General features: G+C 50.5%; 23 protein-coding genes and 1 riboswitch. All 23 genes read right to left on the bottom strand.

Going from position 1 to position 24,690, the window contains the following annotated elements; all coding sequences use genetic code 11:
- Positions 1–164: 164 nt before the first annotated feature.
- Positions 165–1,313, bottom strand: a complete 1,149-nt coding sequence (wecB, locus tag ACFVVF_RS18640; RefSeq protein ID WP_387812795.1) for a non-hydrolyzing UDP-N-acetylglucosamine 2-epimerase — start codon at positions 1,311–1,313, stop codon at positions 165–167.
- Between the two features lie 38 nt (positions 1,314–1,351).
- On the bottom strand, positions 1,352–1,981 hold the full coding sequence (gene upp, locus ACFVVF_RS18635) for a uracil phosphoribosyltransferase (protein ID WP_042170236.1): 630 nt from the start codon (positions 1,979–1,981) through the stop codon (positions 1,352–1,354).
- Positions 1,982–2,087: 106 nt separating this feature from the next.
- A complete protein-coding gene (locus ACFVVF_RS18630; RefSeq protein ID WP_387812791.1) occupies positions 2,088–3,119 on the bottom strand; it encodes a glycine-rich domain-containing protein in 1,032 nt (343 codons plus the stop codon).
- A gap of 185 nt (positions 3,120–3,304) precedes the next feature.
- The gene (locus ACFVVF_RS18625) at positions 3,305–4,267 is read right to left on the bottom strand and encodes an ABC transporter ATP-binding protein (RefSeq protein ID WP_387812788.1); all 963 of its coding nucleotides are present in this window, start codon (positions 4,265–4,267) and stop codon (positions 3,305–3,307) included.
- Positions 4,264–5,268 (bottom strand): ABC transporter ATP-binding protein, encoded by a 1,005-nt coding sequence (locus tag ACFVVF_RS18620; protein ID WP_387812785.1) that lies wholly within the window; start codon positions 5,266–5,268, stop codon positions 4,264–4,266. Before ACFVVF_RS18620 ends, ACFVVF_RS18625 begins: the two co-directional genes overlap by 4 nt.
- A 12-nt stretch (positions 5,269–5,280) precedes the next feature.
- Positions 5,281–6,204 carry an ABC transporter permease gene (locus ACFVVF_RS18615; RefSeq protein ID WP_387812782.1) on the bottom strand — a complete coding sequence of 308 codons (924 nt, stop codon included), beginning with the start codon at positions 6,202–6,204 and terminating at the stop codon, positions 5,281–5,283.
- Between the two features lie 3 nt (positions 6,205–6,207).
- Positions 6,208–7,137, bottom strand: coding sequence for an ABC transporter permease (locus tag ACFVVF_RS18610; protein WP_387812779.1), 930 nt, complete (start codon positions 7,135–7,137; stop codon positions 6,208–6,210).
- A 121-nt stretch (positions 7,138–7,258) separates the two neighbouring features.
- Positions 7,259–8,935, bottom strand: coding sequence for a peptide ABC transporter substrate-binding protein (locus ACFVVF_RS18605; RefSeq protein ID WP_387812777.1), 1,677 nt, complete (start codon positions 8,933–8,935; stop codon positions 7,259–7,261).
- A 362-nt stretch (positions 8,936–9,297) separates the two neighbouring features.
- Positions 9,298–10,545: a serine hydroxymethyltransferase gene (locus tag ACFVVF_RS18600; protein ID WP_387812774.1), complete on the bottom strand. Its 1,248-nt coding sequence runs from the start codon at positions 10,543–10,545 to the stop codon at positions 9,298–9,300.
- 60 nt (positions 10,546–10,605) lie between these two features.
- Positions 10,606–11,214, bottom strand: coding sequence for a TIGR01440 family protein (locus ACFVVF_RS18595; RefSeq protein WP_387812771.1), 609 nt, complete (start codon positions 11,212–11,214; stop codon positions 10,606–10,608).
- 26 nt (positions 11,215–11,240) lie between these two features.
- Positions 11,241–11,696 carry a ribose 5-phosphate isomerase B gene (rpiB, locus tag ACFVVF_RS18590; protein WP_387812769.1) on the bottom strand — a complete coding sequence of 152 codons (456 nt, stop codon included), beginning with the start codon at positions 11,694–11,696 and terminating at the stop codon, positions 11,241–11,243.
- Between the two features lie 223 nt (positions 11,697–11,919).
- A riboswitch (ZMP/ZTP riboswitch) is annotated at positions 11,920–12,000 on the bottom strand.
- 170 nt (positions 12,001–12,170) lie between these two features.
- Positions 12,171–12,743: a low molecular weight protein arginine phosphatase gene (locus tag ACFVVF_RS18585; RefSeq protein WP_387812767.1), complete on the bottom strand. Its 573-nt coding sequence runs from the start codon at positions 12,741–12,743 to the stop codon at positions 12,171–12,173.
- Positions 12,744–12,782: 39 nt separating this feature from the next.
- Positions 12,783–13,370: a manganese efflux pump MntP gene (locus ACFVVF_RS18580; RefSeq protein ID WP_387812764.1), complete on the bottom strand. Its 588-nt coding sequence runs from the start codon at positions 13,368–13,370 to the stop codon at positions 12,783–12,785.
- Between the two features lie 181 nt (positions 13,371–13,551).
- On the bottom strand, positions 13,552–14,610 hold the full coding sequence (locus ACFVVF_RS18575; RefSeq protein WP_387812761.1) for an L-threonylcarbamoyladenylate synthase: 1,059 nt from the start codon (positions 14,608–14,610) through the stop codon (positions 13,552–13,554).
- A gap of 685 nt (positions 14,611–15,295) precedes the next feature.
- Positions 15,296–16,036, bottom strand: a complete 741-nt coding sequence (gene spoIIR / locus ACFVVF_RS18570) for a stage II sporulation protein R (RefSeq protein ID WP_387812759.1) — start codon at positions 16,034–16,036, stop codon at positions 15,296–15,298.
- A 492-nt stretch (positions 16,037–16,528) separates the two neighbouring features.
- A complete protein-coding gene (gene prmC, locus ACFVVF_RS18565) occupies positions 16,529–17,458 on the bottom strand; it encodes a peptide chain release factor N(5)-glutamine methyltransferase (RefSeq protein ID WP_387812757.1) in 930 nt (309 codons plus the stop codon).
- A 25-nt stretch (positions 17,459–17,483) separates the two neighbouring features.
- Positions 17,484–18,554, bottom strand: a complete 1,071-nt coding sequence (gene prfA / locus ACFVVF_RS18560; RefSeq protein ID WP_387812754.1) for a peptide chain release factor 1 — start codon at positions 18,552–18,554, stop codon at positions 17,484–17,486.
- A 132-nt stretch (positions 18,555–18,686) separates the two neighbouring features.
- Positions 18,687–19,328, bottom strand: a complete 642-nt coding sequence (locus ACFVVF_RS18555) for a YcnI family protein (protein ID WP_387812751.1) — start codon at positions 19,326–19,328, stop codon at positions 18,687–18,689.
- Between the two features lie 111 nt (positions 19,329–19,439).
- On the bottom strand, positions 19,440–21,092 hold the full coding sequence (locus ACFVVF_RS18550; protein ID WP_387812748.1) for a copper resistance CopC/CopD family protein: 1,653 nt from the start codon (positions 21,090–21,092) through the stop codon (positions 19,440–19,442).
- A 234-nt stretch (positions 21,093–21,326) separates the two neighbouring features.
- Positions 21,327–22,427, bottom strand: a complete 1,101-nt coding sequence (gene ychF / locus ACFVVF_RS18545) for a redox-regulated ATPase YchF (RefSeq protein WP_387812745.1) — start codon at positions 22,425–22,427, stop codon at positions 21,327–21,329.
- 300 nt (positions 22,428–22,727) lie between these two features.
- A complete protein-coding gene (locus ACFVVF_RS18540) occupies positions 22,728–23,183 on the bottom strand; it encodes a hypothetical protein (RefSeq protein WP_387812743.1) in 456 nt (151 codons plus the stop codon).
- 62 nt (positions 23,184–23,245) lie between these two features.
- Positions 23,246–23,983: a hypothetical protein gene (locus ACFVVF_RS18535; RefSeq protein WP_387812741.1), complete on the bottom strand. Its 738-nt coding sequence runs from the start codon at positions 23,981–23,983 to the stop codon at positions 23,246–23,248.
- Between the two features lie 17 nt (positions 23,984–24,000).
- Complete coding sequence (locus ACFVVF_RS18530) at positions 24,001–24,681, bottom strand: hypothetical protein (protein WP_387812739.1); 681 nt, start codon at positions 24,679–24,681, stop codon at positions 24,001–24,003.
- Between the last annotated feature and the right edge of the window lie 9 nt (positions 24,682–24,690).

Genomic DNA, 24,690 nt, shown 5'->3' with positions numbered 1-24,690 from the left:
ATATTTTATCGAAGCGGCGCAAGGTTTGTCAATTAATATAACTGCGAATTTTCTATGAAAAAACCGCCAAAAGCCTTGATAAATAAAGACTTTCCCGACGGCAAAACCATACAGTACCACTGTATGCTGTACATTGCGCCTTCATCCGGCATGAAGCATGTTATTTATGAACGTTGTGTGAACGGCTCGGGACGCTCGACATTTTTCCCAAAATGATACAAAATCGCCTGTACAATGCGGGCTGAAGCCTGTCCGTCACCGTATGGATTCGCCGCATGGCTCATCCGCTCATACAGTGCGCCATCGTTCAGCAGCGCCTTCGCCCGGCTGTATACTTTCTCTTCGTCCGTACCGACAAGCTCAAGCGTTCCTGCATCAATGCCTTCAGGACGTTCTGTCGTATCCCGAAGCACAAGCGTCGGCACGCCGAAGGACGGCGCTTCTTCCTGCATGCCTCCGGAATCAGTCATAATCATATAGGCATGAGGATAAAAGTTATGGAATTCAAAAACATCAAGCGGTTCGATCAACTGAATACGAGGGTGATTGCCGAGAATTTCATTCGCCGGCTCCCGTACTGCCGGATTTGGATGAACGGCATAGACAACCGCCACATCCTCATGCTCGTCGGCAATCCGTTTGACCGCTCTGAAAATATTGCGGTGCGGTTCGCCCAGCGCTTCGCGGCGATGTGCCGTCATCAGAATCATCCGTTTGCCCTTCGCCCATTCGATGACCGGATGCGAGAAGGACGGATCAACCGTGTATTGGAATACGTCGGTTGCCGTGTTGCCCGTCACATAAATAGTAGATTCAGACTTATTCTCCTTGCGCAGGTTGTCCGCCGACCATTCCGTCGGGGCAAAATGCACGTCGGACAACACGCCTGCGAGCTGGCGGTTCATCTCCTCCGGGTAAGGCGATAGCTTGTTCCACGTCCGCAGCCCTGCTTCGACATGGCCGACTTGAATTTGCTTCAGGAAAGAAGCGTAGCTGGCCAAAAAAGTCGTCTGCGTATCGCCGTGCACGAGCACGATGTCCGGCTTGGCTTCCGCAAGGACAGGATCAAGCCCCTCCAGCACGCGTACGGTTGTCTCCGTCAGCGTCTGGCGGTCCTTCATCACGTTCAAGTCGTAATCGGGCTGAATTTCGAAAAACTCCAGCACCTGGTCCAAAATCTGGCGATGCTGCGCCGTAACGCAGACGATGGACTCAATCTGGTCCGCATGCTTGTTCAATTCAAGCACAAGCGGAGCCATTTTAACCGCCTCCGGACGTGTTCCGAAGATCGTCATTACTTTCAGTTTAGACAAAACGATTCACTCCTAGTATCAGTTGTCGCTGCCGCGCGCTAATTTGTTCCGAAGATACGGTCGCCGGCATCGCCGAGGCCCGGTACGATATAGCCTTTTTCATTCAATTTCTCATCCAGTGCAGCCAAATAAATGTCCACATCCGGGTGGGCTTCCTGAACGGCTTTAACGCCTTCCGGTGCTGCAATCAGGCACATCAGCTTGATCTGGTCGCAATCACGTTTCTTCAAAGCGTTAATTGCCGCTATCGCAGATCCGCCTGTAGCCAGCATTGGATCAATAACAATGAGCTGTCTGTTAGGAGCATCAGTAGGCAGATTGATATAATATTCGGAAGGCTGCAGCGTCTCATGGTCGCGGAACAAGCCGATATGTCCGACTTTTGCAGCCGGTACAAGCTTCAGAATGCCTTCAACCATGCCAAGTCCAGCACGAAGAATCGGCACAAGCCCGATCATGCGGCCGGATACGACCTTGGCATCGGTCTCTGCCACTGGAGTCTGTACTTTTATGGTAGCCAAAGGAATGTCTCTCGTAATTTCATATGCCATTAGGGTAGCGACTTCGTCGACTAATTCGCGGAAGTCTTTCGTATTTGTGTCTTTGTTCCGAATGAAAGTCAGCTTGTGCTGAATCAACGGATGGTCGCAGATGACCAATTTGTTCATGAAGCTTAATTCCTCCTGTAAAATACATCTATTTTCTTTTTCCGGGCACAATCCCGTTTATTATATCACTGTAGCGACTGCCTTGCATCCTGAGATTTCAGCGATGCTAGCTGCTGCTGCAGCCTCCCCCGCCGCAGGAGGACGAACCTCCGCTGCAAGAGGAACCGCTATCGCTTCCTCCGCCGTCTCCGCCCGAATGATCGGAGCCGGAATGATCCGAGCCGGAGCCGCAGACCGGCGGAATGAATACGCCGCTATCGTTAGATTGGCGCTGCTCCTCCGTCTGGGCCTCATCCATATGCCGGATAAACTCACTGTCGCTAGAGGTGACCGAATTAATGACCAGCAGACCGGCAAGCATGCCCGTGCCGCCAAGCATGGGGTCGTACCCGCCCCGCCATGAGGATGTACCGGGTGCATCCTGACCTGCGCTGCGAAGCTGAGACTTGGCGCGGTGGATTAAATAATCAGCCGTTTCACTCAAATCCTGGAAGCTGCTAAATACATTGGCATTGAACCATTTCTCGCGCAGCTCGCCAGCCTCAAGCTCAGCAAGCGTCTTAAGCCGGCTCTCCGGCAGCTTCGCCCGGTAGAAGCTCCCCCATAGGCGGCCGCTGGCCGGAGCTTGCGTGAACAATTCGCCGTACACCCAGTCGAACCAGGCGCGCTCGCCCTGCTCCGGAGCATCATTCGGACCATGCGGAGCATGATGAATCATAACGCCGCAAAGCTTGCTGCAGAACCCTTCATATTCTCGCGTAAACATCAGCATTTCATGCCAGACCGCATCCACTTTCCCGCTGTACATCGGTACGCCTTTCATAATCGCGCACATGAGAAAATACCGCTTCAGCTCGAACCAAGTCCAGTTCCACTCGTCATCGCCCATGTTCGGCGAGTTCTTCAATACGCGATCCTTGATCCGGCCTTCGAAATCGATACCCAGCCCACTCTCCAGCCTTTCAGCGGCAGAACGCGCAGGATGCCCGGCCGGCACGCCGAGAGCGGCCGGCGGTTGTTCAGACGGCCAGCGGAAAGGCTTCATCATTACGGTTCTTGAACGGCCTTTGCTGCGTCCAAGCAGCAGCAGTACAACAATAATTAGCACAATGCACAATACGACCCAAATCGGCGACATGAATGACCTCCTGAGCGTTATTCCATATTATTGGAAGATGAATTTGCTTTATTTTATCATAACGCTGGCTATTCATGCCGCTATGAGACGAATTTAACGATCTGTTTCTTTTCATGAAAAAAGCCTTGCAGACCGTTTCCATCCCGAAACGGCCTGCAAGGCTGATGGTACGAATGATTACGCGATTATACTTCCGCGTAATGGCAAGAAGCAAAATGGCCTTTGCGGATTTCCAGCAGCGCTGGCTCAACGGTTTTGCATTTCTCCGTCGCAATCGGACAGCGCGTGTGGAATTGACAGCCGCTTGGCGGGTTGATCGGGCTCGGCAAATCGCCTGCCAGTACGATGCGCTCCCGGCTTTCCTCGACTTCAGGATCGGGAATCGGAATCGCTGACAACAGCGCCCGTGTATACGGATGCGCTGGACGCGAATACAAATCGCCGCTCTCAGCAAACTCAACGATTTTGCCCAAGTACATGACAGCAACCCGGTCGCTGATATGCTTAACCATCGACAAGTCATGGGCAATGAACAAGTAGGTCAGACCCATTTTACGCTGCAAATCTTGAAGAAGGTTGACGACTTGCGCCTGAATGGAAACGTCCAGCGCCGAAATCGGCTCGTCCGCAATAATAAACTTCGGATCGACTGCAAGCGCACGGGCAATCCCGATACGCTGCCGCTGGCCGCCGGAGAACTCATGCGGATAACGCGTCGCATGATCCGGGTTCAAGCCGACGAGATCAAGCAGACCTTCTACCTTGCGTTTCCGCTCAGTGCGGCTGCCTGCAAGGTTATGAATGTCGAGCGCCTCGCCGATGACATCCGTAATCGTCATACGGGGATTAAGCGAAGCGTACGGATCCTGGAAGATCATCTGCATGTCACGGCGCAAAGCCTTCAGCTTCGCACCCTTCATTTTGTAAATGTCCTCGCCTTGGAACGTTACGCCGCCGCTTGTCGGCTCGTACAGCCGGAGAATCGTACGGCCCGCCGTCGATTTGCCGCAGCCGGACTCGCCAACAACGCCAACTGTCTCGCCTTTATGAATCGAGAAATCGATATCGTTGACCGCCTTGAGAATGTTGCCGCCCCCAAGGTTGAAAAACTTGCGTAAATGATTGACCTGAACTAGAGGTTCCTTCATACCGGCACCTCCTCGGCTTTGGTCGCATAAGGATGAGCCATCCAGCAAGCCGATTTATGCGATTCATTACCGTCTACAGCGAGCAGCTCGGGATCGTTGTCGACACAAACCTTCATTGCCTCGTCGCAGCGGGCGCAGAAGCTGCAGCCCTTCGGCGGCTTGATGAGATCCGGCGGCATGCCGTAGATTGGAATAAGCGGCTCGTCCTTCTTCTGATCCAGACGCGGAACGGAGCGCAGCAGTCCTTTCGTATACGGATGCTTTGGATTTTTGAAAATCTCCCATTTGGTTCCCGTCTCGACCACTTTACCGGCATACATGACGATGACGCGGTCGCATACGTCGGCAACAACGCCCAGATCATGGGTAATCAGAATGATCGAAGTGCCCATTTGCTGCTGCAAGTCTTTCATCACGCGAAGGATCTGCGCCTGAATCGTAACGTCCAGCGCCGTTGTTGGCTCATCGGCAATGAGCAGGGAAGGATTGCATGCCAGAGCGATTGCGATCATCGCACGCTGGCGCATACCGCCCGAAAATTCATGCGGGTACTGGCTGAACCGGGCTTCCGGGTTGGGAATGCCGACAAGCTTCAGCATCTCAATCGCCCGGGCGCGCGCTGCAGCAGCGCTAACGCCTTGGTGCTTGATGAGGCCTTCTGTAATTTGACGGCCGATCGTCAGCGTCGGATTAAGCGAGGTCATCGGATCCTGGAAAATCATGCCCATATCCTTGCCGCGGATATCCTCCATCTGCTTCGGCGTTTTCTTCAAAATATCTTGACCGTTGAACAGGATCGAGCCCGTCGTCACGGCAGGGGGCGATGGCACGAGGCGCATGAGCGATTGCGCGGTTACGGACTTGCCGCAGCCGGACTCGCCGACGATGCCTACTGCTTCGCCTTTATTCACATGAAAGTTGACGCCGCGTACCGCTTGTACGGTGCCGCCGCGAACTTTGAAATTTACTCGCAGATCATTGACTTCAAGCAAACGCTCCATCTGTCGCACCTCCTACTTTTTCATTTTCGGATCAAGCGCGTCACGCAATCCGTCTCCGAAAATATTAAAGCAAAGCATCGTCAAACTAATCAGGACAGCCGGGAAAATCATCCGCCAAGGATAGATCGTCATAGCCTTCAATGCGTCATTGATCAGCGTTCCGAGCGACGCCGCAGGGGACTGCACGCCAAGTCCGAGGAAGCTGAGGAAAGCTTCGGCGAAAATCGCGCTTGGCACCGTCATCGTAATCGTCACGATAATCGCGCCGACCGCGTTCGGAACAAGATGCTTAAACATAATCCGCGCAGGGCTTGCGCCAAGTGAACGCGCGGCCAATACATATTCCTGGTTTTTGAGCTGCATAATTTGTCCGCGGACGATCCACGCCATATTAATCCATCCGGTAATACTGAGTGCCAGGATGATCGTGAACATGCTAGGCTCCAAAACGACAATAAGCAATATAACGACGAGCAAGCTCGGAATCGAATACAAGATTTCGCAAAAACGGTTGAGCACTTCGTCGACTTTGCCGCCGTAGTAGCCCATAATACCGCCAATAATAACGCCGACGAACAAATCGACCAGCGCGGCATAAATGCCGACTTGAAGCGAGATTCCCGCACCCATCCAGGTACGTGCGAACATATCGCGGCCGAGGGCGTCGGTTCCGAACCAATGGTCGGAGGACGGCTTCTGGTTTGTTGCCGACAGATCATTCGTCGAATAATCATGCGGTGAAATCCATTGGCCGATAATCGCCATCACGACGATAAGCACAAGAACGACAAGGCTGACCATCGCCATTTTGTTGGAACGCAGCCGGAACCAAGCGTCCTTCCAAGCCGAAATACTTTCGCGGACGACAACTTCCGGCACTTTCTCTTCTTTGCTAAGCTTTGCGAAATCTTCCCTTTGCAATGAATGCTCCGACATCGGTCAGCCTCCTTTCCTGCTCAGTTTAATCCGCGGATCGACAAGGCCGTACGCAATATCGGTCAAGAAGCGCGCCAGCATCAGAATAACCGCATAGAACAGCGTCACGCCCATAATCAGCGTGTAGTCACGGTTGGTGATGCTGTTGACAAAGCTTTTGCCCAAGCCGCCGATCCCGAAAATCTGCTCGATAATAACCGAGCCTGTAATAATATTAGCTGTCATCGGACCAACGTAGGTGACAACCGGCAAAATCGCGTTGCGCAGCGCATGGCGGATCAGGATAATGCGTCCTGACAAGCCTTTCGCCCGCGCAGTCTTGATATAGTCGGCCGTAAGCACCTCCAGCATACTGGAGCGCGTAAGCCTTGCAATGAAGGCTGCAGGCAGGAAGGACAATGCAACAACCGGCAAAATAAAGTCGGTCGGATCGTTCAGACCCGCTACGCTAAGCCATCCGAGCTTTACGCCAAACACATACTGGAGACCTGCGGCAACGACGAAATTTGGAATCGATACGCCCAGCACGGCGATAAAAATCGTGAAGGCGTCGAGAAATTTTCGATGGTTAAGCGCAGCAATCAGACCTAGAACGATGCCTGCGGCAATCGCTAAAATGATCGCGAAAATGCCCAGCTGCAACGAATAGATAAAGCCGTTTTTAATAACGTCGACGACCGACGTATATTGCTGTTTCATAGACAAGCCAAGATCAAAGTGGAGCAAATTGTTCATGTAATGCAAATATTGAACGCCGAGAGGATCATTCAACCCGTACTGCTCGTTAAGCCTCTCTTGAATGGCTGGCGGCACATTTTTCTCGGATTGAAACGGGTTGCCCGGTATCGCTTTCATCAGGAAAAAAGTAGCGGAAGCCAGCACGAAAATCGAAATAATCATGAACAACAGCTTCTGAAGGACATAGCGAACCACTTGTCGTGGCACCTCCTTGGTAATAAGCATCTGGAATAAGGCTTAAGAAACAGCCTTTTATTTCAAAAAGGGATATATGCAGTCAATGCTGCATATATCCCGCAAACCATGGACGTGCTTCTTATTTGCCTACATAGCTGCCGCGAGTGTAGTCGATGTCGCCTTTGTAATCCATGAAGATGCCTTCAAAGCCCGGTTTAATCATGTACACGCTGCTGTAATAGAACAGCGGAGCAACTGCACGCGAGTCGATCAAAATTTTCTCGGCGCGAGCCATTGCGTCCATACGCTCTTTTTGATTGTCCGTAGCGTAAGCTTTTTTCACCATATCGTCGTATTCTTTCGAAGCGAAACCGGTGTTGTTGTTGCCGCTCTTCGAAGTGTACAGATCGATGAAAGTCATTGGGTCGTTATAGTCCGCGCCGTTGCCACCGCGAGCCACTTCATAGTTCAGACGGTTCCGGTTGTCGATGAACACGCCCCATTCTTGATTCTCAATGCTGGTCTCAACACCAAGGTTTGCTTTCCACATTGCTGCAATTGCCTCGGCGATTTTTTGGTGCTTGTCGTTTGTGTTGTAAGCAAGCTTAACGGTTGGCATTTTGCTGAGGCCCAGCTCTTGCAAACCTTCTGCCAGCAGTTTTTTCGCTGCTTCAACATCTTCAGTGAAGTATGCATCGCTGTGCTCGTCACGGAAGTCAGCAGTTTCGCCTTTGATGCCCGGAGGAACGAAGCCGAATGCTGGTTTTTCGCCGCCCAGGGCGATTTTATCCGTAATATCCTGACGGCTGATTGCCATCGAAAGCGCTTGGCGAATCTTCTCGTTGTTGAAAGGCGCTTGCTTCGTGTTGAACATGTAGTAGTAAATGCTCGCTGTGCCTTTTACTTTGAATTCGTCAGGATTGCTTTTTTTCAACGTTTCGAATTGCTCAGTCGGAATCAAGCCTGTAGGCATACCTGCGTAGTCCAGCTTGTCCGTTTGGTACATGCTAAGCTCCGTACCGGAGTCATTAACCATTGTGAAGAATACTTTGCTCAGCTTCACGTCGTCTTTCGCGTAATAGTTCTCGTTCGGAGCGAGTGTGATGGACGTGTTTTTCTTCCAATCGGTCATTTTGAACGAACCGTTCGTAATGATCGTTTTCACGTCAGTCGCCCATGCTTCGTTGTCTTTCACCGATTGGTGAACAGGGAAGTAGGTTGTGAACGACATCAAGCTCAAGAAGTACGGAGTCGGGGAGTTCAGCGTTACTTCGAGCGTGTGCTCGTCAACCGCTTTTACCGCAACGTCGTCGGCAGTTACACCGTCAGCGCCCGTGTTGTATTTCTCAGCGTTCTTGATGTAGTACAGCTGGTAAGCATAAGCTGCTGCAGCTGGTTTGAGGTTCGGGTCAAGCACGCGTTTCCAGGCAAATACGAAATCATTCGCTGTCACCGGATCGCCATTGCTCCATTTCGCATCATCGCGAAGATTGAATGTATAGGTCAAACCGTCATCGGAAATTTTCCAGTCTTTCGCAATGCCGGCAACGTCATTGCCTTTTTCATCTTTGCGCAGCAAGCCTTCGTAGATACCGTTAAGTACTGTTGCAGATACTTGGTCCTGTACTTGTGCAGGATCCAGCGTAGGGGGCTGTTCAGACAGGTTCATCCGGAATTCTTTCTTTCCTGCAGCAGCTTCGCCGCCGCCATTGCCCGAGTTGCCCGTTTCATTCTTCGGTGTACAGCCAACTGCAATAATGGCCAGCACGAGAAGCAAAGAAACAAGTTTAAAGCCATGTTTGTTCTTCTTCAACATGAATATCCTCCCCTGATGTTCTTTCCATATTTGCAATAATTTTACATTATTAACAATAGAAATAATTAGTAATCGATTGAATTGCGAGAAAATTAAACGATTTCAATCGATTTTTATTTCATTTCTATGTTGGTACACATATAATTATTGCATTGTATCGTTAATACACGACTTCCAATATACAATAGTAAGTGACCCGTGTCAATTCCCATATATTGTGCGGAAAATGCTGGATGTTGATAATACCAGCATTCAACGGTACGTATAGCATGCTGCAACTGCATGGGGTTAATACGCTGGAAAAGCAAAAAAGGGCGATTCGAGAGAAGTCTCGAATCGCCCTTTTGACTGCAGCGCAGCTCTTAGTATTGAATGGTTTGGTAAAGCGGATATTGAGCAGTCAGATCGCGAACGATACCGCGAGCTTTAGCCAGAACCGCTTCATCTTCGTGGTTTTTCAGCGTCATTGCAATAACTTCGCCGATCGTCTTCATCGCCTTCTCATCCATGCCGCGGGAAGTCGCAGCCGGCGTACCAAGACGGATGCCGCTCGTTACAAACGGGCTAGTCGGGTCGAATGGAATTGCATTTTTGTTAGCTGTAATGCCGATGGAGTCCAGCACGTGCTCTGCAACTTTACCTGTAATGTTCAGACCGCGCGTGTCGATCAGCATCAAGTGGTTGTCCGTACCGCCGGAAACGATGTTGATGCCTTCGCCAATCAGCGTGTCAGCAAGAACTTTTGCATTGTTGATAACTTGCTGTGCATATTGTTTCCAAGAAGGCTGAAGCACTTCACCGAAAGCAACTGCTTTACCAGCAATAACGTGCATCAGAGGACCGCCTTGTGTGCCTGGGAATACAGCTTTGTCGATAGCCGCTGCCCAAGGCTGACGGCAAAGGATCAATCCGCCGCGAGGTCCGCGAAGCGTTTTGTGTGTAGTTGTCGTTACGAAATGCGCATATGGAACCGGGTTTGGATGCAGACCAGCCGCAACCAGACCTGCGATGTGGGCCATATCGACCATGAACAAAGCGCCTACGTCTTCTGCGATTTTGCCCAATTTTTCGAAATCAATTGTACGCGGGTAAGCACTTGCGCCGGCAACGATGAGACGAGGACGGTGCTTGAATGCCGCTTTGCGGACTTCATCATAGTTAATTGTGAACGTATCTTCGTCAACGCCATAAGCGACGAAGTTGTACAGCAGACCGGAAGCGTTAACCGGGCTGCCGTGCGTCAAGTGGCCGCCGTGTGCCAGGTTCATGCCGAGAACCGTGTCGCCTGGTTTGAGGACAGCCAGATATACCGCCATGTTCGCTTGTGCGCCAGAGTGAGGCTGAACGTTGGCGTGCTCTGCACCGAAAATCTCTTTCGCGCGATCGCGTGCGATATCTTCAACGATGTCAACATGCTCGCAGCCGCCGTAGAAACGTTTGCCCGGGTAGCCTTCTGCATATTTGTTCGTCAATACGGATCCCAGTGCTTCCAGAACCGCTTCGCTTACGATGTTCTCAGATGCGATCAGCTCGATGTTGTCGCGTTGACGCTGCAATTCAAGGCCCATTGCCTTCAAAACTTCAGGATCTTGCTTACGTAGATTTTCCATAATAATGCCTCCTATAGTTAATTAATGGTTTATATAAATTAGAGACAACGGCTCATGCCGCTAGTCGCAGGTTCCCGGCGATTGCTCTACCGCCAGGCCGCTTTCTTCGGGCTCTGCCGAGTAAACGGCGCGTGCGCCGCCGATCAGCTTCGGACGGGCATAAGCCATCGTTACATGTGCAGATCCAATGCTCTTAATCGAAGGGCGAACCGGTACCGCCACCCGCCGTAAATGCATGCCGATGAACGTATCACCGATATCAACCCCCGCGTGTGCGGCTACCGTCTCAACGAGACATGCCCCGTTAAGCTGACGGTATGCGTAGGCCGCCATCGAGCCGCCTGCTTTCGGAACCGGAACAGCCGCCACTTCCTCCAGCCCGTACTTCTCCGCTGCCTCTCGTTCAATTACAAGTGCACGGTTCAAATGCTCGCAGCATTGAAAGACCGGGTAGAAGCCGATGTCGCGCCGGGCTGCCTCCACGCCTGTAAAAATTTGCGAAGCTGTCTCCACCGTTCCGGAGGTTCCAATGCGGTGGCCCAGCACCTCGCTCGTACTCGTCCCGATGACAAGCAGCTGTCCTGCGGCAAGGCTTCCCGCCTCGGCCAATTCACGGATGATCTGCTCAACATCAGATGCAATGTTCGTTATTTTGTCATTCCCGCTCATGGACGATCGTCTCCTTCTTGCATAGGTTAGGAGCGTGAATATTGGGCTTCGATTTGATTCACTTTGTCCAGACGGCCGACATGGCGCTCTCCGCCCGAGAACGGCGTTTCCAGCCAGATTCGGACGATTTCCTGCGCTACGCCAGGGCCGATGACACGCTCGCCCATCGCGAGCACATTGGTATCATTATGCTCTCGGGTCGCTTGGGCAGAGAACAAATCATGCACAAGCGCACAGCGGATGCCAGCGACTTTATTCGCCGCGATCGACATTCCGATGCCGGTGCCGCAGATCAGGATGCCGCGGTCGGCTTGGCCGCTCGCAACGCGTTCTGCAACAGGAAGCGCATAGTCGGGATAATCGACCGATTGACTGCAGTCGCAGCCGAGATCCTCGATTTCATGTCCCAGCGATTCCAGATAAGGGACGATAACGTCTTTCAGGGTGTAGCCTCCGTGGTCCGCGCCGATTGCAATTTTCATAGTGGGTTTCCTCCTAAAGGTATGTGCGTCGATTACCGGGCAAAACGGCCATTCCTTTAAACCTTTGGCGTTTTGCTTAGAAAAGATAAGCTTCATCATGAAAGGGTCAAGCTGCTTACCTTTGAAGTCGAAAAATAACACTATCGCTTCAATCTCACGATTTATTATACCTAAATTCGTCGAAAAAGACGAAAAAAGAGCATGACATGCTCTTCAGCATGCTGCTCTTTGCCCAGGCGACCGGCCGTATGTTCCGATGCTCCACCGTGGTTACCCACTTCCGTCGCCAGTTACATCGGAAACCGTCTTTGTATTCTCATCATAGCCGATTCCTATCCGAAAATCAATCATCCTTTATCCTTTTCCAGTGCGGAAATTTACCATATGAATAAGCTCCCTGTTTCAGTTAATAAGAGCTGATTCGTAACCGAATTAAAGGAAGAGACGTTGTTGAAGCTTCTGCCAATTTCACTATTATTGAAGCTTGCCGAGCAGCTTGCGCAGTCCTTCTTCGATTTCGTTCGCGCAGCTCCGGTACATCTCCAGTGTACCGCCGAACGGATCGGCGATATCCGTACCCGGAATGCGCCGCTCCAGCTCCAGCAGCCTCGACCGCTCCTCGATGCTCAGCTGCTGGCCTAGAGCCAGCTTCATGTGCATTTCCGTATAGAGGCGCTCCAGCTCCTGGATATCTGCCAGCGCCAAATCATCTTGATGCGCGTACTCCTTCAACGTATGCGTCTTGTCTACTGCCTCAGGGAAGCCTTGCAGCAGCCCTCTCTTATGGCCAGCGGTCATCGTTAAGATAAGATCCGCCCATTCTACAGCCTCGCCAGTCAAAGCGCGTGATGCGCCGCGATGCTCGATATTCCTCTCCCGTAGCGATTCAATAGCATAGCGCGACACAGCCAGACCATCAATGGTCGATACGCCTGCAGAGCGGATCTCAAGTGCAACGCCTTGGCGTTCTGCCATATCCTTCAGCATCGCCTCAGCCATCGGTGACCGGCAGGTGTTGCCCGTACATACAAATAAGATGCGCTTCATGCTGCTGTCCCCTTTCTATTCGAGAGACCATGAACATGGTCAGAAAATAAACATAACTCCGAAAATAAATAAAATCGCTCCGCCAAATGCTTCGCCATAACCGCCAAGATTGCGGCTCACTCTCCGTCCAAGCATCAGACCCATTATTGACATTAATCCGCCGAAAAAACCGAACAATAGAATCGTGAGCAGCAGATCGGCCTGGAACATCCCAAGGGTCACGCCAACGGAAAAAGAATCGATGCTGACGCTCAGCGCAAATAGAAAGGTTCCCGTGACGGAACGGTAATCCAGCGATTTAACCTCTTCGCCTTTAATCGAGCTATAAATCATATGCCCGCCTAGCAAAACCAGCAAAATACCCGCTGCCGTAGTCGCAACATGGCCTAACAAGCCGCTTACGAATTGCCCGGCAAACATGCCCCCGAGCGGCATAATAATATGAAAGAGAGCAATGACGCTGCTTAGCTTCAATATATCGCGTAATCGAATGCCTTTCAATCCGATTCCAATACCCAATGAAAAAGCATCCATCCCCAGTGCTACCGCCATTATAAGCAGTGTCGCAAACTGTCCAGCGTGCAAAACGGCTTCATTCACGCAGTCTCTCCCCCTGTCCGCATCCATTCATTACCCAACATATGCGGACAAGACGCCAAACATACGAATGAATAGGCAAAAATGATGGGAAGAGATAGAAAGAAAGAGCAGAGGCTGCATCTCTTGTCGTGCCGGAATTGCTTTATAGCAGCGGTTTTAGTGGAGAAGCATACAGAAGCCACTGGTAAAAGCGGTCGGGCATCCCAAACTATAATCGGGTTACTTGATTACCCGCTGCTTTGGCGAGCCTATTCATTAAGGCAAGGCCAATACCCTGCTCTTCACAGCCCTCCGCCCAGATGCGCTGTACCCCTTCGGCGTCAAACTGTCTTAATGCTGCATACAGCCGTTGTGCCGCATGCTCCAATTGATGCTTCCCGCCACCGTAAGTGAGCACGACATCGGCGTCGAAATCACCTTCCCGTTCCGCAAATACGAGCACCCCGGTTTTCAGGCCGTCGCGTTTAGCACCCGCTATACCTTCCCGGATATAAGCAGCCGTCTCAATCGCATCGCCCTGAACGATCTCCATATCGCCTGCCGGGGCGTAATGTGTATACTTCATACCGGGCGAGCGGGGCGCTTCCTCCGTTTCGGACTTAGCCGGCGGCGTATCGATAAGCGCTTCAGGCACAGCTAACTTTAATTGTTCCGGCGTAACGCCGCCTGGCCGCAGAATGCGAATCATATTGTCGCCGGCAAGCTCGATAACGGTCGACTCCAGCCCAACGCCTGTCGCTCCGCCATCTACAACGCCTGCGATGGCACCGTTTAGATCCTCCAGCACATGTGCAGCAGTTGTCGGGCTGGGTCTCCCCGAACGATTGGCGCTGGGAGCTGCAACCGGACAATTGGCTTGTGCAATGAGTTCCAGTGCCGCAGCGTGATCCGGCATGCGGATGCCAACCGTTGCTAATCCCGCTGTAACAAGCGGCGATAATGCATCAGGTTTAACCGGCAGTACAATTGTGAGCGGCCCCGGCCAAAGCTGTTCCATCAACTGGCTTGCCAATTCCGGATACGGCAGCACCAACTCACTCAGCTGTTCGATATTGGCGATATGAACGATAAGCGGATTATCGGAAGGTCTGCCTTTTGCGGCAAATATCTGTTCTACCGCTTGTGTATTCCTTGCATCTGCCCCAAGTCCATATACCGTCTCCGTCGGAAAAGCGATCAATTCTCCCGCCTTCAGCAGCTCAGCCGCCTCCGTCAGCTGTCCTGCCAACGTCTCGCCTTTCAGCTGCCATACCTTAGTCTTCTTCATCTTTATCGTTCAATCCCTGCTTGTTAATAGTCTGTTTGCCGCTATTATACCATAAGCGTGCAAGAGAAGAGTTTTACGTGACTTATATTGCTGAGCTTGGCTAACTACACTCCAGCGAAGCCGCTTCGCTAATTAACGAAGCTGACTTCGTTGTTTGCTCGCAAGCAGAGCGTACTTTTTTCAATAGCGAACCTCTTTTCGCTACTCATGAACTTAGGTTCACGGTTAACGAAAAAAAGTTCGCTGCGTAAATTTCATCCCTGAAAAGAGATGCCCACAGCGAACTTTGCTTCTCTATTTAGCGAATCAGCTTCGCTGCAGCTTAGGAAGAGTGCAATCTCTCCCTATCAGCAGCCGATATTATCCTGTGTATGTTAAAGCATGCTGCCATAACCGCGAATGAACCTCTGTATGTTACAGCACGCTGCTGTAAACGCAAGCTATCCTTTTTTGTGCCACCCCACATTGCCACAGCCGCGAATCATACTACATTAACGTACTCTTACCGCCGCCCCAAGTTATCCTACGTTAAACCATGCTAAAGCAGCCCAAGTTACTCTCATTAACGTACCACTGCCGCTGGCGCCACTCTCTACACCCGCTGATAGTTTCCTTGGATTAAGCGATATTCCGTCTAATAAAGCGTGGGAAAATTTCAAATAATCAAGGCAAATTGCCAGCTGCATTAAGAGAACAAGCCTTTCAGCCAGCCCATCAGCTGCTGCAGCATTTCCCAGAGGAAGAACTTTGCTTCCGGCGCTTCGCCTGCCGATTGTTTTTGGTCGGCAGTGTCCTTCGACACCGAGGCAGAACCCTTCTCGTCTGACTTGCTTACTTTACTGTTTTCCGATTTAGATGGTGTTGCCTCTTTGGCTTTCCCTTGCACATCATCAGCGCTCGCAGCAGAAGCTTCGCCCGTAGCAGCATCTATGAAACAAAGCGGCGGGAACAGCACGCACCACCAGTTTTGTCCCTGACCTTCGCCCAGCGTAATCAGCAGAGCCTCATATTGTCCGGCAGGGTATACTTCATTGCCATACATTTTGGTTGGAAAAGGAACCATTCCAAGCTGTGCGTGATAATCGTAGTCAAAACCCCGGCTTTGCAGCACTTTGCCAACGATCGCTTCGATTTCGCCCATATGGCTTTGCAGCGTTTCGCGGGCTTCTTCAATCGTTTGGGGGCCGGTAACCCAGCCGTTCATAGCATCTACAACGGCGTCGCGAACGACGCGTTTAACCGCCTGATCGGCGGGAGTATCCGAATTGGCTAAAATACGGAGTCGAATCGACTCCTGCGGAATAGAACCACTTGCTACAGCAGCATCCGTCTGTTGAAGCTCCCAGCTCATAATTAACAGAATAAGGGCAAATACAATATAACCATACGACCTTCTATAATAGAAACGGGAATAAGGGCGGGACATACACACAAGCTCCTCTCGTGCACCCGTCGGTGCTTCAGCTTGCGTTCCGGAACGTATCTATCCGTCAGTATGTCCCGCATTCCCAATCTATAAACCTCTTATCTCGTAAAAAGATTTACTCCTGCTAGATTTAGAGGGAATAAAAAAAACCGAGCCCTCGAAGGACCCGGTTTTGTCATGCTAGTAGAAAGTTTCAGTTCTGCTATTTCAAGCTCTCATACAGCGACAGCAACAGTGCTCTCTAATGCCTTTACGGCAAACAAAATGCAAATCTGCATTTTGTTTTCTCAAAATCGCTCAGAAACCAGCATCAAAATGTAAAAGTGCAGGCTGATACGCCCAAAATCGCCGATTTCATGCTATTTCGGCCGATCAAAATGCACTTTTGCAGGTTGATGCTGTAAATGAAGCTATTTCAGCTAAACAAAATGTATTTTTGCATTTTGATGCAAAAATATAGGTTAGCCTGCAGTCATACACGCTCGCTTAGAGTTAATTAGCATGGCGGATCGCCAGAACATGCCGCTCAATGCCGGCATAGTCGGTAATGATCCGCACCTCGTCCCAGGCGCCGTTCTGCTCCAGCAGCGCCGCAACGTCGCGGGCTTGGCCCATGCCAAGCTCGAAGCCGACGATCCGCGGCACCTGCCGCAGCGCCGGCAGCTGCTCTACCATGCGGCGGTACGGGTCCAGCCCGTCCGCCCCGCCATCCAGCGCGAGGTGCGGCTCAAAGTCGCGCACCTCGCGCTGCAAGCCCGGGAGATCATCCGCCGGTATATACGGCGGATTCGATACCAGCACGTCGGCCGCCAGCCCGGCCGACGCAGAGCCCTCGGCGCCGACGGCAAACGGCGCCAGCAGGTCGCCCTGCACGAATGCGATCCGGCCCGCCGCCTCATGGCGGGCCGCATTCATGCGGGCGACCTCCAGCGCGTCCGGCGACAGATCGGACGCGCTTACGCGCCAGCGCGGACGCTGCGCCGCCAGCGTCACGGCAATGGCGCCGCTGCCCGTGCCGACGTCCAGCACGGTCGGCACTGCATCCCCTTCCAGCGGCCATATGCCATCGGCCGCCTCCAGCACCGCCTCGACGAGCAGCTCCGTCTCGGGGCGCGGGATCAAGACGGCCGGTGTTACCGTGAACGGCCGTCCATAAAACCACTGCTCGCCGATAATATATTGCACCGGCTCGCCCTCCGCCTTCCGGCGCACGGCTTGTATCCAAGCCTCTGCCTTCTCCGGCGGAAACTGCTCAATGCTCCAGTCGCGAAGCAGAACCGGCCGCTCTACCTCCAGCACATGCAGGAGCAGCAGCTCCGCATTCGACCGGTATTCCTCCACGCCGTGCCCCGCCAAAAACGAAGAAGCCTGCAAGCAGGCTTCCCGAATGGTATAGGACGGGGCGAAAAATTCATCACTCATATGAATATCTCCGCTCTCCTATGGTTTATACGAGTTCTTTGTCCATCATGTCCGCTTGCTCGGCAATCGTCAGCGACGATACGATGTCGGCCATGTCGCCGTTCATTACCTGATCCAGCTTGTGCAGCGTCAGGCCGATACGGTGGTCCGTTACCCGGCTTTGCGGGAAGTTGTACGTGCGAATGCGTTCGCTGCGGTCGCCAGTGCCGACCTTGCTTTTCCGCTCGCCTGCGTATTTCGCTTCCTCTTCTTGACGGCGAATATCATAGATACGGGCACGCAATACTTGCAGCGCCTTCGCCTTATTGTCATTTTGCGATTTGCCGTCCTGGCAAGTCGCCATAATGCCAGTCGGCACGTGCAGCACGCGAACCGCCGACTTGGTCGTATTAACGGACTGGCCGCCTGCGCCGCTGGAGCAGAACGTATCAATCCGGATATCCTTGTCGAGAATTTCGACCTCAACCTCTTCAACCTCCGGCATAACCGAAACCGTCGAAGTTGAAGTATGGATACGGCCGCCGGACTCCGTTACCGGAATACGCTGTACGCGGTGCGCGCCGCTCTCGAACTTCAGCTTGCTGTAGGCGCCCTTGCCGGTAATCATGAAGATGACCTCTTTGAAGCCGCCCAAATCATTCTCGCTCAAATCCATCAGCTCAACACGCCAGCCTTGGGAATCCGCGAATTTCGTGTACATCCGGTACAGATCGGAAGCGAACAGAGCTGCTTCGTCTCCGCCCGCTGCGCCGCGAATCTCCACGATAACGTTCTTGTCGTCGTTCGGATCCTTCGGCAGGAGCAAAATTTTGATCATGGCGTCGAGTTCTTCCTTGCGAGCAGAAAGCTCCTCGATCTCCATTTTCACCATTTCGCGCATTTCATCATCGAGCTTCTCGCCCTGCATAACTTTTGCGTCGTCCAATTGCGCCGACACTTGCTTATATTCGGTAAAAGCCTCATACGCCTCTTGTAAATCCGATTGCTCCTTGGAATACTCCCGGAGACGCTTCGGATCGCTGGCTACGTCGGGGTCGCACAGCAATTCGCTCAGCTTCTCGTAACGGTCGGCCAGTGCTTGTAAACGGTCCAACACTTTTCGTCACCTCTGTTATTTTTCCGCATTAATATCCTTTATTATAACATAACGATGCAAAGGTTACGACTGGTGTATTTGCCTAACTGCCATAAAAAAGACGAACCGGAACCGGTTCGTCTTCAAGCTCAATTATTTTTTCTTTTTCACAGCTGCCGTAACCAGCGCCGCCGCACCCAGAACAACTGCTACGATGGATAAAATAAGCGGCAATTGCGATTGCCCTTCATCCTTCGTCTCTTCGCCTGCTGCGTGAGAAGAGCCGCCTGCTCCATGACCGTCTCCGCCGCCCGCTACCGCAGGAGTAACCTTTTGAACCGAGGCCGGTTTGTCTGCGCCGTCTCCGCCAGTCCATTCTACAACGCTGTTATCGCTGTAGGTCTGGTATGCGCGCCATACAAGCTGAGTGGCATCTTCATTGACCTTGCCGCTCAAACGGAACTCCGTGAATTCCGTCTCAGCCAGTCCTGGACCGTCAGCCGTCCAAGTTACGCTCGCGATCGAGCCGTCAGCATTTTTCTCGATTTCATGCTTCCAGCCCTGTTTCGGCTCGACGCGGGAAATCGCAGCGCCATCGGCTGCTTTCACTTGTACTTTTATCGTGTTAACGCCTTTGGTCTCACTAGGCACGCGAACGGTAAACACCTGATACGAATTAGCCGGAACCTCCGGCGGCTGCACCGTCACATGGGCACTCGCCATCCCGACGAACAAGAACAGGCTTAAGCTCAAGCTGACCGATGCGGACACGAGCCACTTTTGCATTTTTTTCATCACTCTACACAACCCTTCCCGGATATTAATCTTTATCTCGTTCCCCAGTATAAGGATAGCGGAGTGCCCAGTCATGACTCGATAGGGCTATGACCGGTGAAAAAAATGTGTCTAATAATTCGCAAAATCCAATCGCTTCACAATCTCAATGTCGTCCTGTGTCATGACACGAATTTCCGCTGTCCACTTCGACGCATACGGAAGGAAAGCTCCGGTTGCCTGATAAGAAGTTCTCGCATAGCCCGGATAATTATCATAGGATTCATCGTCAAAAGGAGCAAGCGGCACGTCAAGCGGCGCCTCCTCGCTGCCTTCCGGATGCAGGCGAAGCACAACCGCTTTCGGCTCTCCGGACGCTTCCGGCAGCCAAATTTGCAGCTTCGCTTCATTCTCACCGCCCGGCACGTTTGGCGTAACGCTGAGTGTATAGTGCATATCCTCGCCCATCTCATGATGGCGGATTGGCTCATTCGCCGGCAGCGGACTGATATAGGTGAAGATCGCGGCGATCGCTACTATAGCGAGCATTAGACCGAGATCAACGCGCAGCAGTCTTCCGTCTGGAATACCGCTTTTGCTCATCCGAACACGAAGCCAAGCTCCGGTTCCAATCACAAGCAGTGTAAGACCCGATTTGATAGCGAGCAGAATACCCCATGGCGTCAGCCACAAGTAGGAAAACTTAGGCAGGAAGAGCGTCATCATCAGAATGCCGCTGACGACTAGAGCAACAAGGGAGAGGAGCGCGCCTTTCGAGAAGCTCGCGCCGAACCGTCCCGCTTCCTTCCGGTCTTCAAACCAGAGGACCACAAGCGCCAGTAAACCGCCGGCCCAGACTGCTGCTGCGACCAAATGAACCCAATCGGCTGCCAGCGTCAAAATCTTCAAATCGTTAGCAGCAGGATGTCCAATTAAGCTTTCTACGGCCAGTATAATAACCGCCCATAGCAGCTTCACATACATCGTTGCCCGTTGCAGCACAAAGCCAACAAGCACAACAACGATAAGTTCCAGCCATGCGCGGCCGGTTGCCGTTCCGGTGAACAGCTCTCCCCATGCGCTGAGAGGCTGGCCCGACATAATTTCTTTTGCCTGAATGAAGATATGCAATAGCAAAGAGATTAATAGTACCCGCATCGAGATCAGCAGCAAACGGCGGTGCACGCCGCTCACGGACTCGCTCGGATTGCGGTAGACAGCTGACCAGATCATTAATCCCGCCGCTACAAGCAAGGACGCATAATAAAGAATGCGCACGGTAAACAGCAGCCAATTGTCGCTGGATAATCCATGCGAACCCGAACTGCCGCCAGCGTCGTCATTAAAGGTGGAGCCGTCCTTCCATTCCGGCGGATTGCCGACTACGAATACATACGAGCCGCTGACCGGATGGCCGTCCTCCGACACGATATGGAAGGATGCCGTATAGACCCCTTCCTGCAGAGATGGCAGCGCCAGCTTCAGCTTCGTCCGGTCTTCACTAAGAGTGGGCTTGTCAGAGGTCACTTTCCTTTTCTGAGAATCCAGCACCTGCAGGGAGCCGGCACTTGGTTCAACCGCCTCGCTGAAGCTCAGCTCTACGAAAGGAGGCGATTCCTTCAGCTTCGCATTCGCCTCTGGAACCCGTCTCTCCAGCGAAGCATGCGCCGAGGCCACCGGCATAAGGGATGGCAGCAAGCCAACCACCCAGATGACGGCAAAAACGAGAAGGACAATTTGAGGAAGCCTTCTTTTCTGTTTCCTATTTAATAACTGTTGGTGCATGCGTCAAATCACTTCCTTCATTTCTTTCGCGGACAAGCGCGTGGCAATACGATACATCCTTTAACGAATTGGAAAAGAGTCGTCTTTTTCGCCATCCAGTATAATGCTCCGCGCTAAATTTGACATGACTCGAAAGAGCTATAGAGAGCGGAAAATGCGATTCCCCTTCCCTATGGAGGAATTTCGGGTACGAAAAAGAAGACCGCAAAGGGTCTTCTTCGTTATAGCTCTATTCTAGACGTTGAAACGGAAATGCATAACGTCTCCGTCTTTCACGACGTACTCTTTGCCCTCGAGGCGAAGCTGTCCGCGTTCGCGGGCAACGGCCATCGAGCCTGCTGCCGAGAGATCATCGAAGGATACAACCTCAGCGCGGATAAAGCCGCGTTCGAAGTCGGTATGAATGACGCCTGCTGCTTGTGGCGCTTTCGTGCCTTGACGAATCGTCCAAGCGCGAACCTCTTGTACACCCGCAGTGAAGTATGTGTACAGGCCCAGCAGCTTGTACGCCGCAGCGATCAGACGGTTCAAGCCGGATTCCTGCAAGCCAAGCTCCTCCAGGAACATCGCTTTGTCTTCACCTTCCAACTCGGCGATTTCTTCCTCTACACGCGCGCTGATCTGTACCACTTCCGCATTTTCGGCTGCGGCGAATTCACGCACTTTTTGCACGTACTCGTTGTTGCCCGTGTCAGCTACTTCAGCTTCGCTTACGTTAGCTGCATACAGCACTGGCTTCATCGTAATCAGATGAAGGTCGCGGATGAGCAGACGCTCATCGTCGCTCAGATCAAGGCTGCGAGCAGGCTTGTCTTCATAAAGAGCCTCTTTGACGCGTTCCAGCACTTCAACCTCTTGAGCGATTTTTTTGTCGCCGCCTTTGAGGTTTTTGCGGGAACGTTCGATCTTCCGGTCAACGGAATCGATGTCAGCTAGAATCAGCTCCAGATTGATCGTTTGGATATCGCCCAGCGGATCGATTTTGCCGTTAACGTGAGTGATGTTCTCGTCTTGGAAACAACGAACAACGTGAACGATTGCATCTACCTCGCGGATATGAGCCAGAAACTTGTTGCCAAGTCCTTCGCCTTTGCTCGCCCCAGCAACCAGGCCAGCGATATCAACAAATTCGAAAGCGGTAGGTACGATGCTTTTTGGCGTAACGAGCTCAACCAGTTTATCTAGACGCGGGTCCGGTACTTCCACGACGCCAACGTTTGGATCGATCGTACAGAAAGGATAGTTCGCGGATTCAGCGCCCGCTTGCGTAATTGCATTAAACAAAGTCGATTTGCCGACGTTCGGCAGCCCGACGATTCCACATGAAAGTGGCATTATTGAACAGCTCCTTAATATAAATATTTCTGTCGTTATTATACCTGATGCCTATATACATTGAAAGTCTAATCCATGCTGCACATCTAAGTTGAATATTTAATAATATTCCATGTAGCAAGATACAATGCCGGAGACCATAGGAGTCTGTAAATACTTAGCTCTGTTCCCTAGACCAATCAAAATAAAAGATTAGAGGAAAGCACTAAGTCTATTCGACACTTGGTAGCAGCCTTAAATCTCAAAAAATAAACCTTGAAAGGCACGAAGCCAATCAAGGTTTCAATTCTTCACTGAGCTTTAATCATAATATCCTTGTTCAAAAAGAAACACGCCTTCTACTGGTTCTTTTTCTGATCGGCTTAGTGAAGGGACGAAAAGGGCAACCCCGTATTTAATAGATGTTAATCCAGTCTCTTCAATCTCTACATCCTTATCTAGTTGGAGGAATAGCTTTTTGACTTCTTTAAACGACACACCAATTAGTTTTTCATTATTAAAAATTGGGATAGCTGGTTCAAATAGTTCAATCGCTTCACAAGTATCATCTTGTTTATAATATACATGACAAAAATCAAATACATCGGTCAAAGTCTCACTCGTTGGAGTCTTTTTGAACTCCTTAACATCACTACTAATAACACTTCTTATTTCTTTCTTAGTCATACCAAACTTAATTGGACCAACACCAATAAGTGAATCGATTAATAAATTCAGAGTTATCGCCCTCTCTTTATTTTTCTTCGTATTGGACAACAATTGATTGGTATGCCCATAAAAAAACCTTGAAAGGCTGAAACCAATCAAGGTCTTAAGATTTAATTTATACTATTTAATGTTACTGAAACCATTCCGTCACCTTTTTTATTTATTAAAGCAACTTCAAAATCAGAAATCCACTTTAGTTCACCTAAATGCTTAGAGTATGCAAATTCATCTGGAAGTTCTGATAGAACTTTTTTCAGAAGTATTTCCGTACCATTTCGTTGCATTATAGATATAAAAATATCCATGTTTTCTACAGTATGATGGCACATTACTTTAGCACTGAAATTCTTATCGGGGCTTTTCACTGCTTTTTTCCAAACCCATTCATTTAAATACCCTAATTCTTCTATTTGAGAAGCTACCACCCTAAATGGTTCAATATCCCAATTTTTACTTAGAGAGATCTTCTCAATTCCTTCCATAAGTAGAATGAGTGTAGTTCTTTTTTTGTCAATCTCACTTTTTAAACTGAAATCCTCAAATCTAAATTTCACTTGTACCGTACTTACACCGGAATAATTCATAATCCTTTCGTCTGTTATGTCTTCCGCACACTCTACAAGAATTTTCCAAAAGTCTTCTGTTTTCAGTTTACCAAATAAACGTTCATACATAGCAGTAATACAGCGAGTCTCTAATCTAAGTGAACGCCTTTTTACTTTCCAATTCAACTCATAATCCAGCTTAGTTGCATCATTATATTGGCATTTTTTTTCGTTCATTATTAATTGAATTCTTTCATCATCTGAAATATAAGGAAAATCTAAATCAAATTCTTTAAGGTACAATATCGTCCTCTCCTTAATTACTCCCACGGACGTGGTCTTTGATGTTTACTCATTGAGTTACCCCTGTTGTTCTCTTTTACTCCGGTGTTTAACAATTTCAATTCAACATCCGTATTAGACCAAACTTCAGAGTAAGTTACTTTGTTTTTGTCTTTTGAATTCAATTTAGCCGTTGATCTAGCAGAAGCACCGAGCGGAATAAACGTAAGTTTCTCGCCATCTTTTTCAATACTGTAGCCTTTCGATATTTTTTTAGGAATTTCGCTATAGTAAGGAACCTGAAAAGATGTATAAGAACTAGATTCTGCGTTCAAATCTTTCGCTAGAGACTTCTTTTTCTTAGCTTCTTTAGACATCGTTTTTTTCGATTTCAGTAACCCTGCTTCATCTTCTAAACTAGTATTAATTTCTTGCATAATTCCCAGCTCATCTTTGTAATGAACATCATTCAAAAAATACTTTGCTTGGTAACTGCCGTCCTCCATCAAGTAATGCTTTGTATTTGTTGTTCTTCTGTCCACATCTTCAGTAACAACTTTATTAGACTCGCTTTCATTAGTTTTCTGTTGTGAAGCAGACTGCGTTGCTTCTGCAAATACTACACTAGATGAAAAATACATAGTTATTAATAATATTGACCATAATCCAAGTGCATTTTTTTCATAATTTATCCTACCTTGTAATTTATTTAAAACCATAGTTAAATA

Source organism: Paenibacillus sp. NPDC058174 (assembly GCF_042883865.1).
In the GTDB taxonomy this organism is placed as follows: domain Bacteria; phylum Bacillota; class Bacilli; order Paenibacillales; family Paenibacillaceae; genus Pristimantibacillus.
The sequence above is the reverse complement of the archived record's forward strand: the minus strand, read 5'-3'. Positions and strand labels throughout refer to the sequence as shown.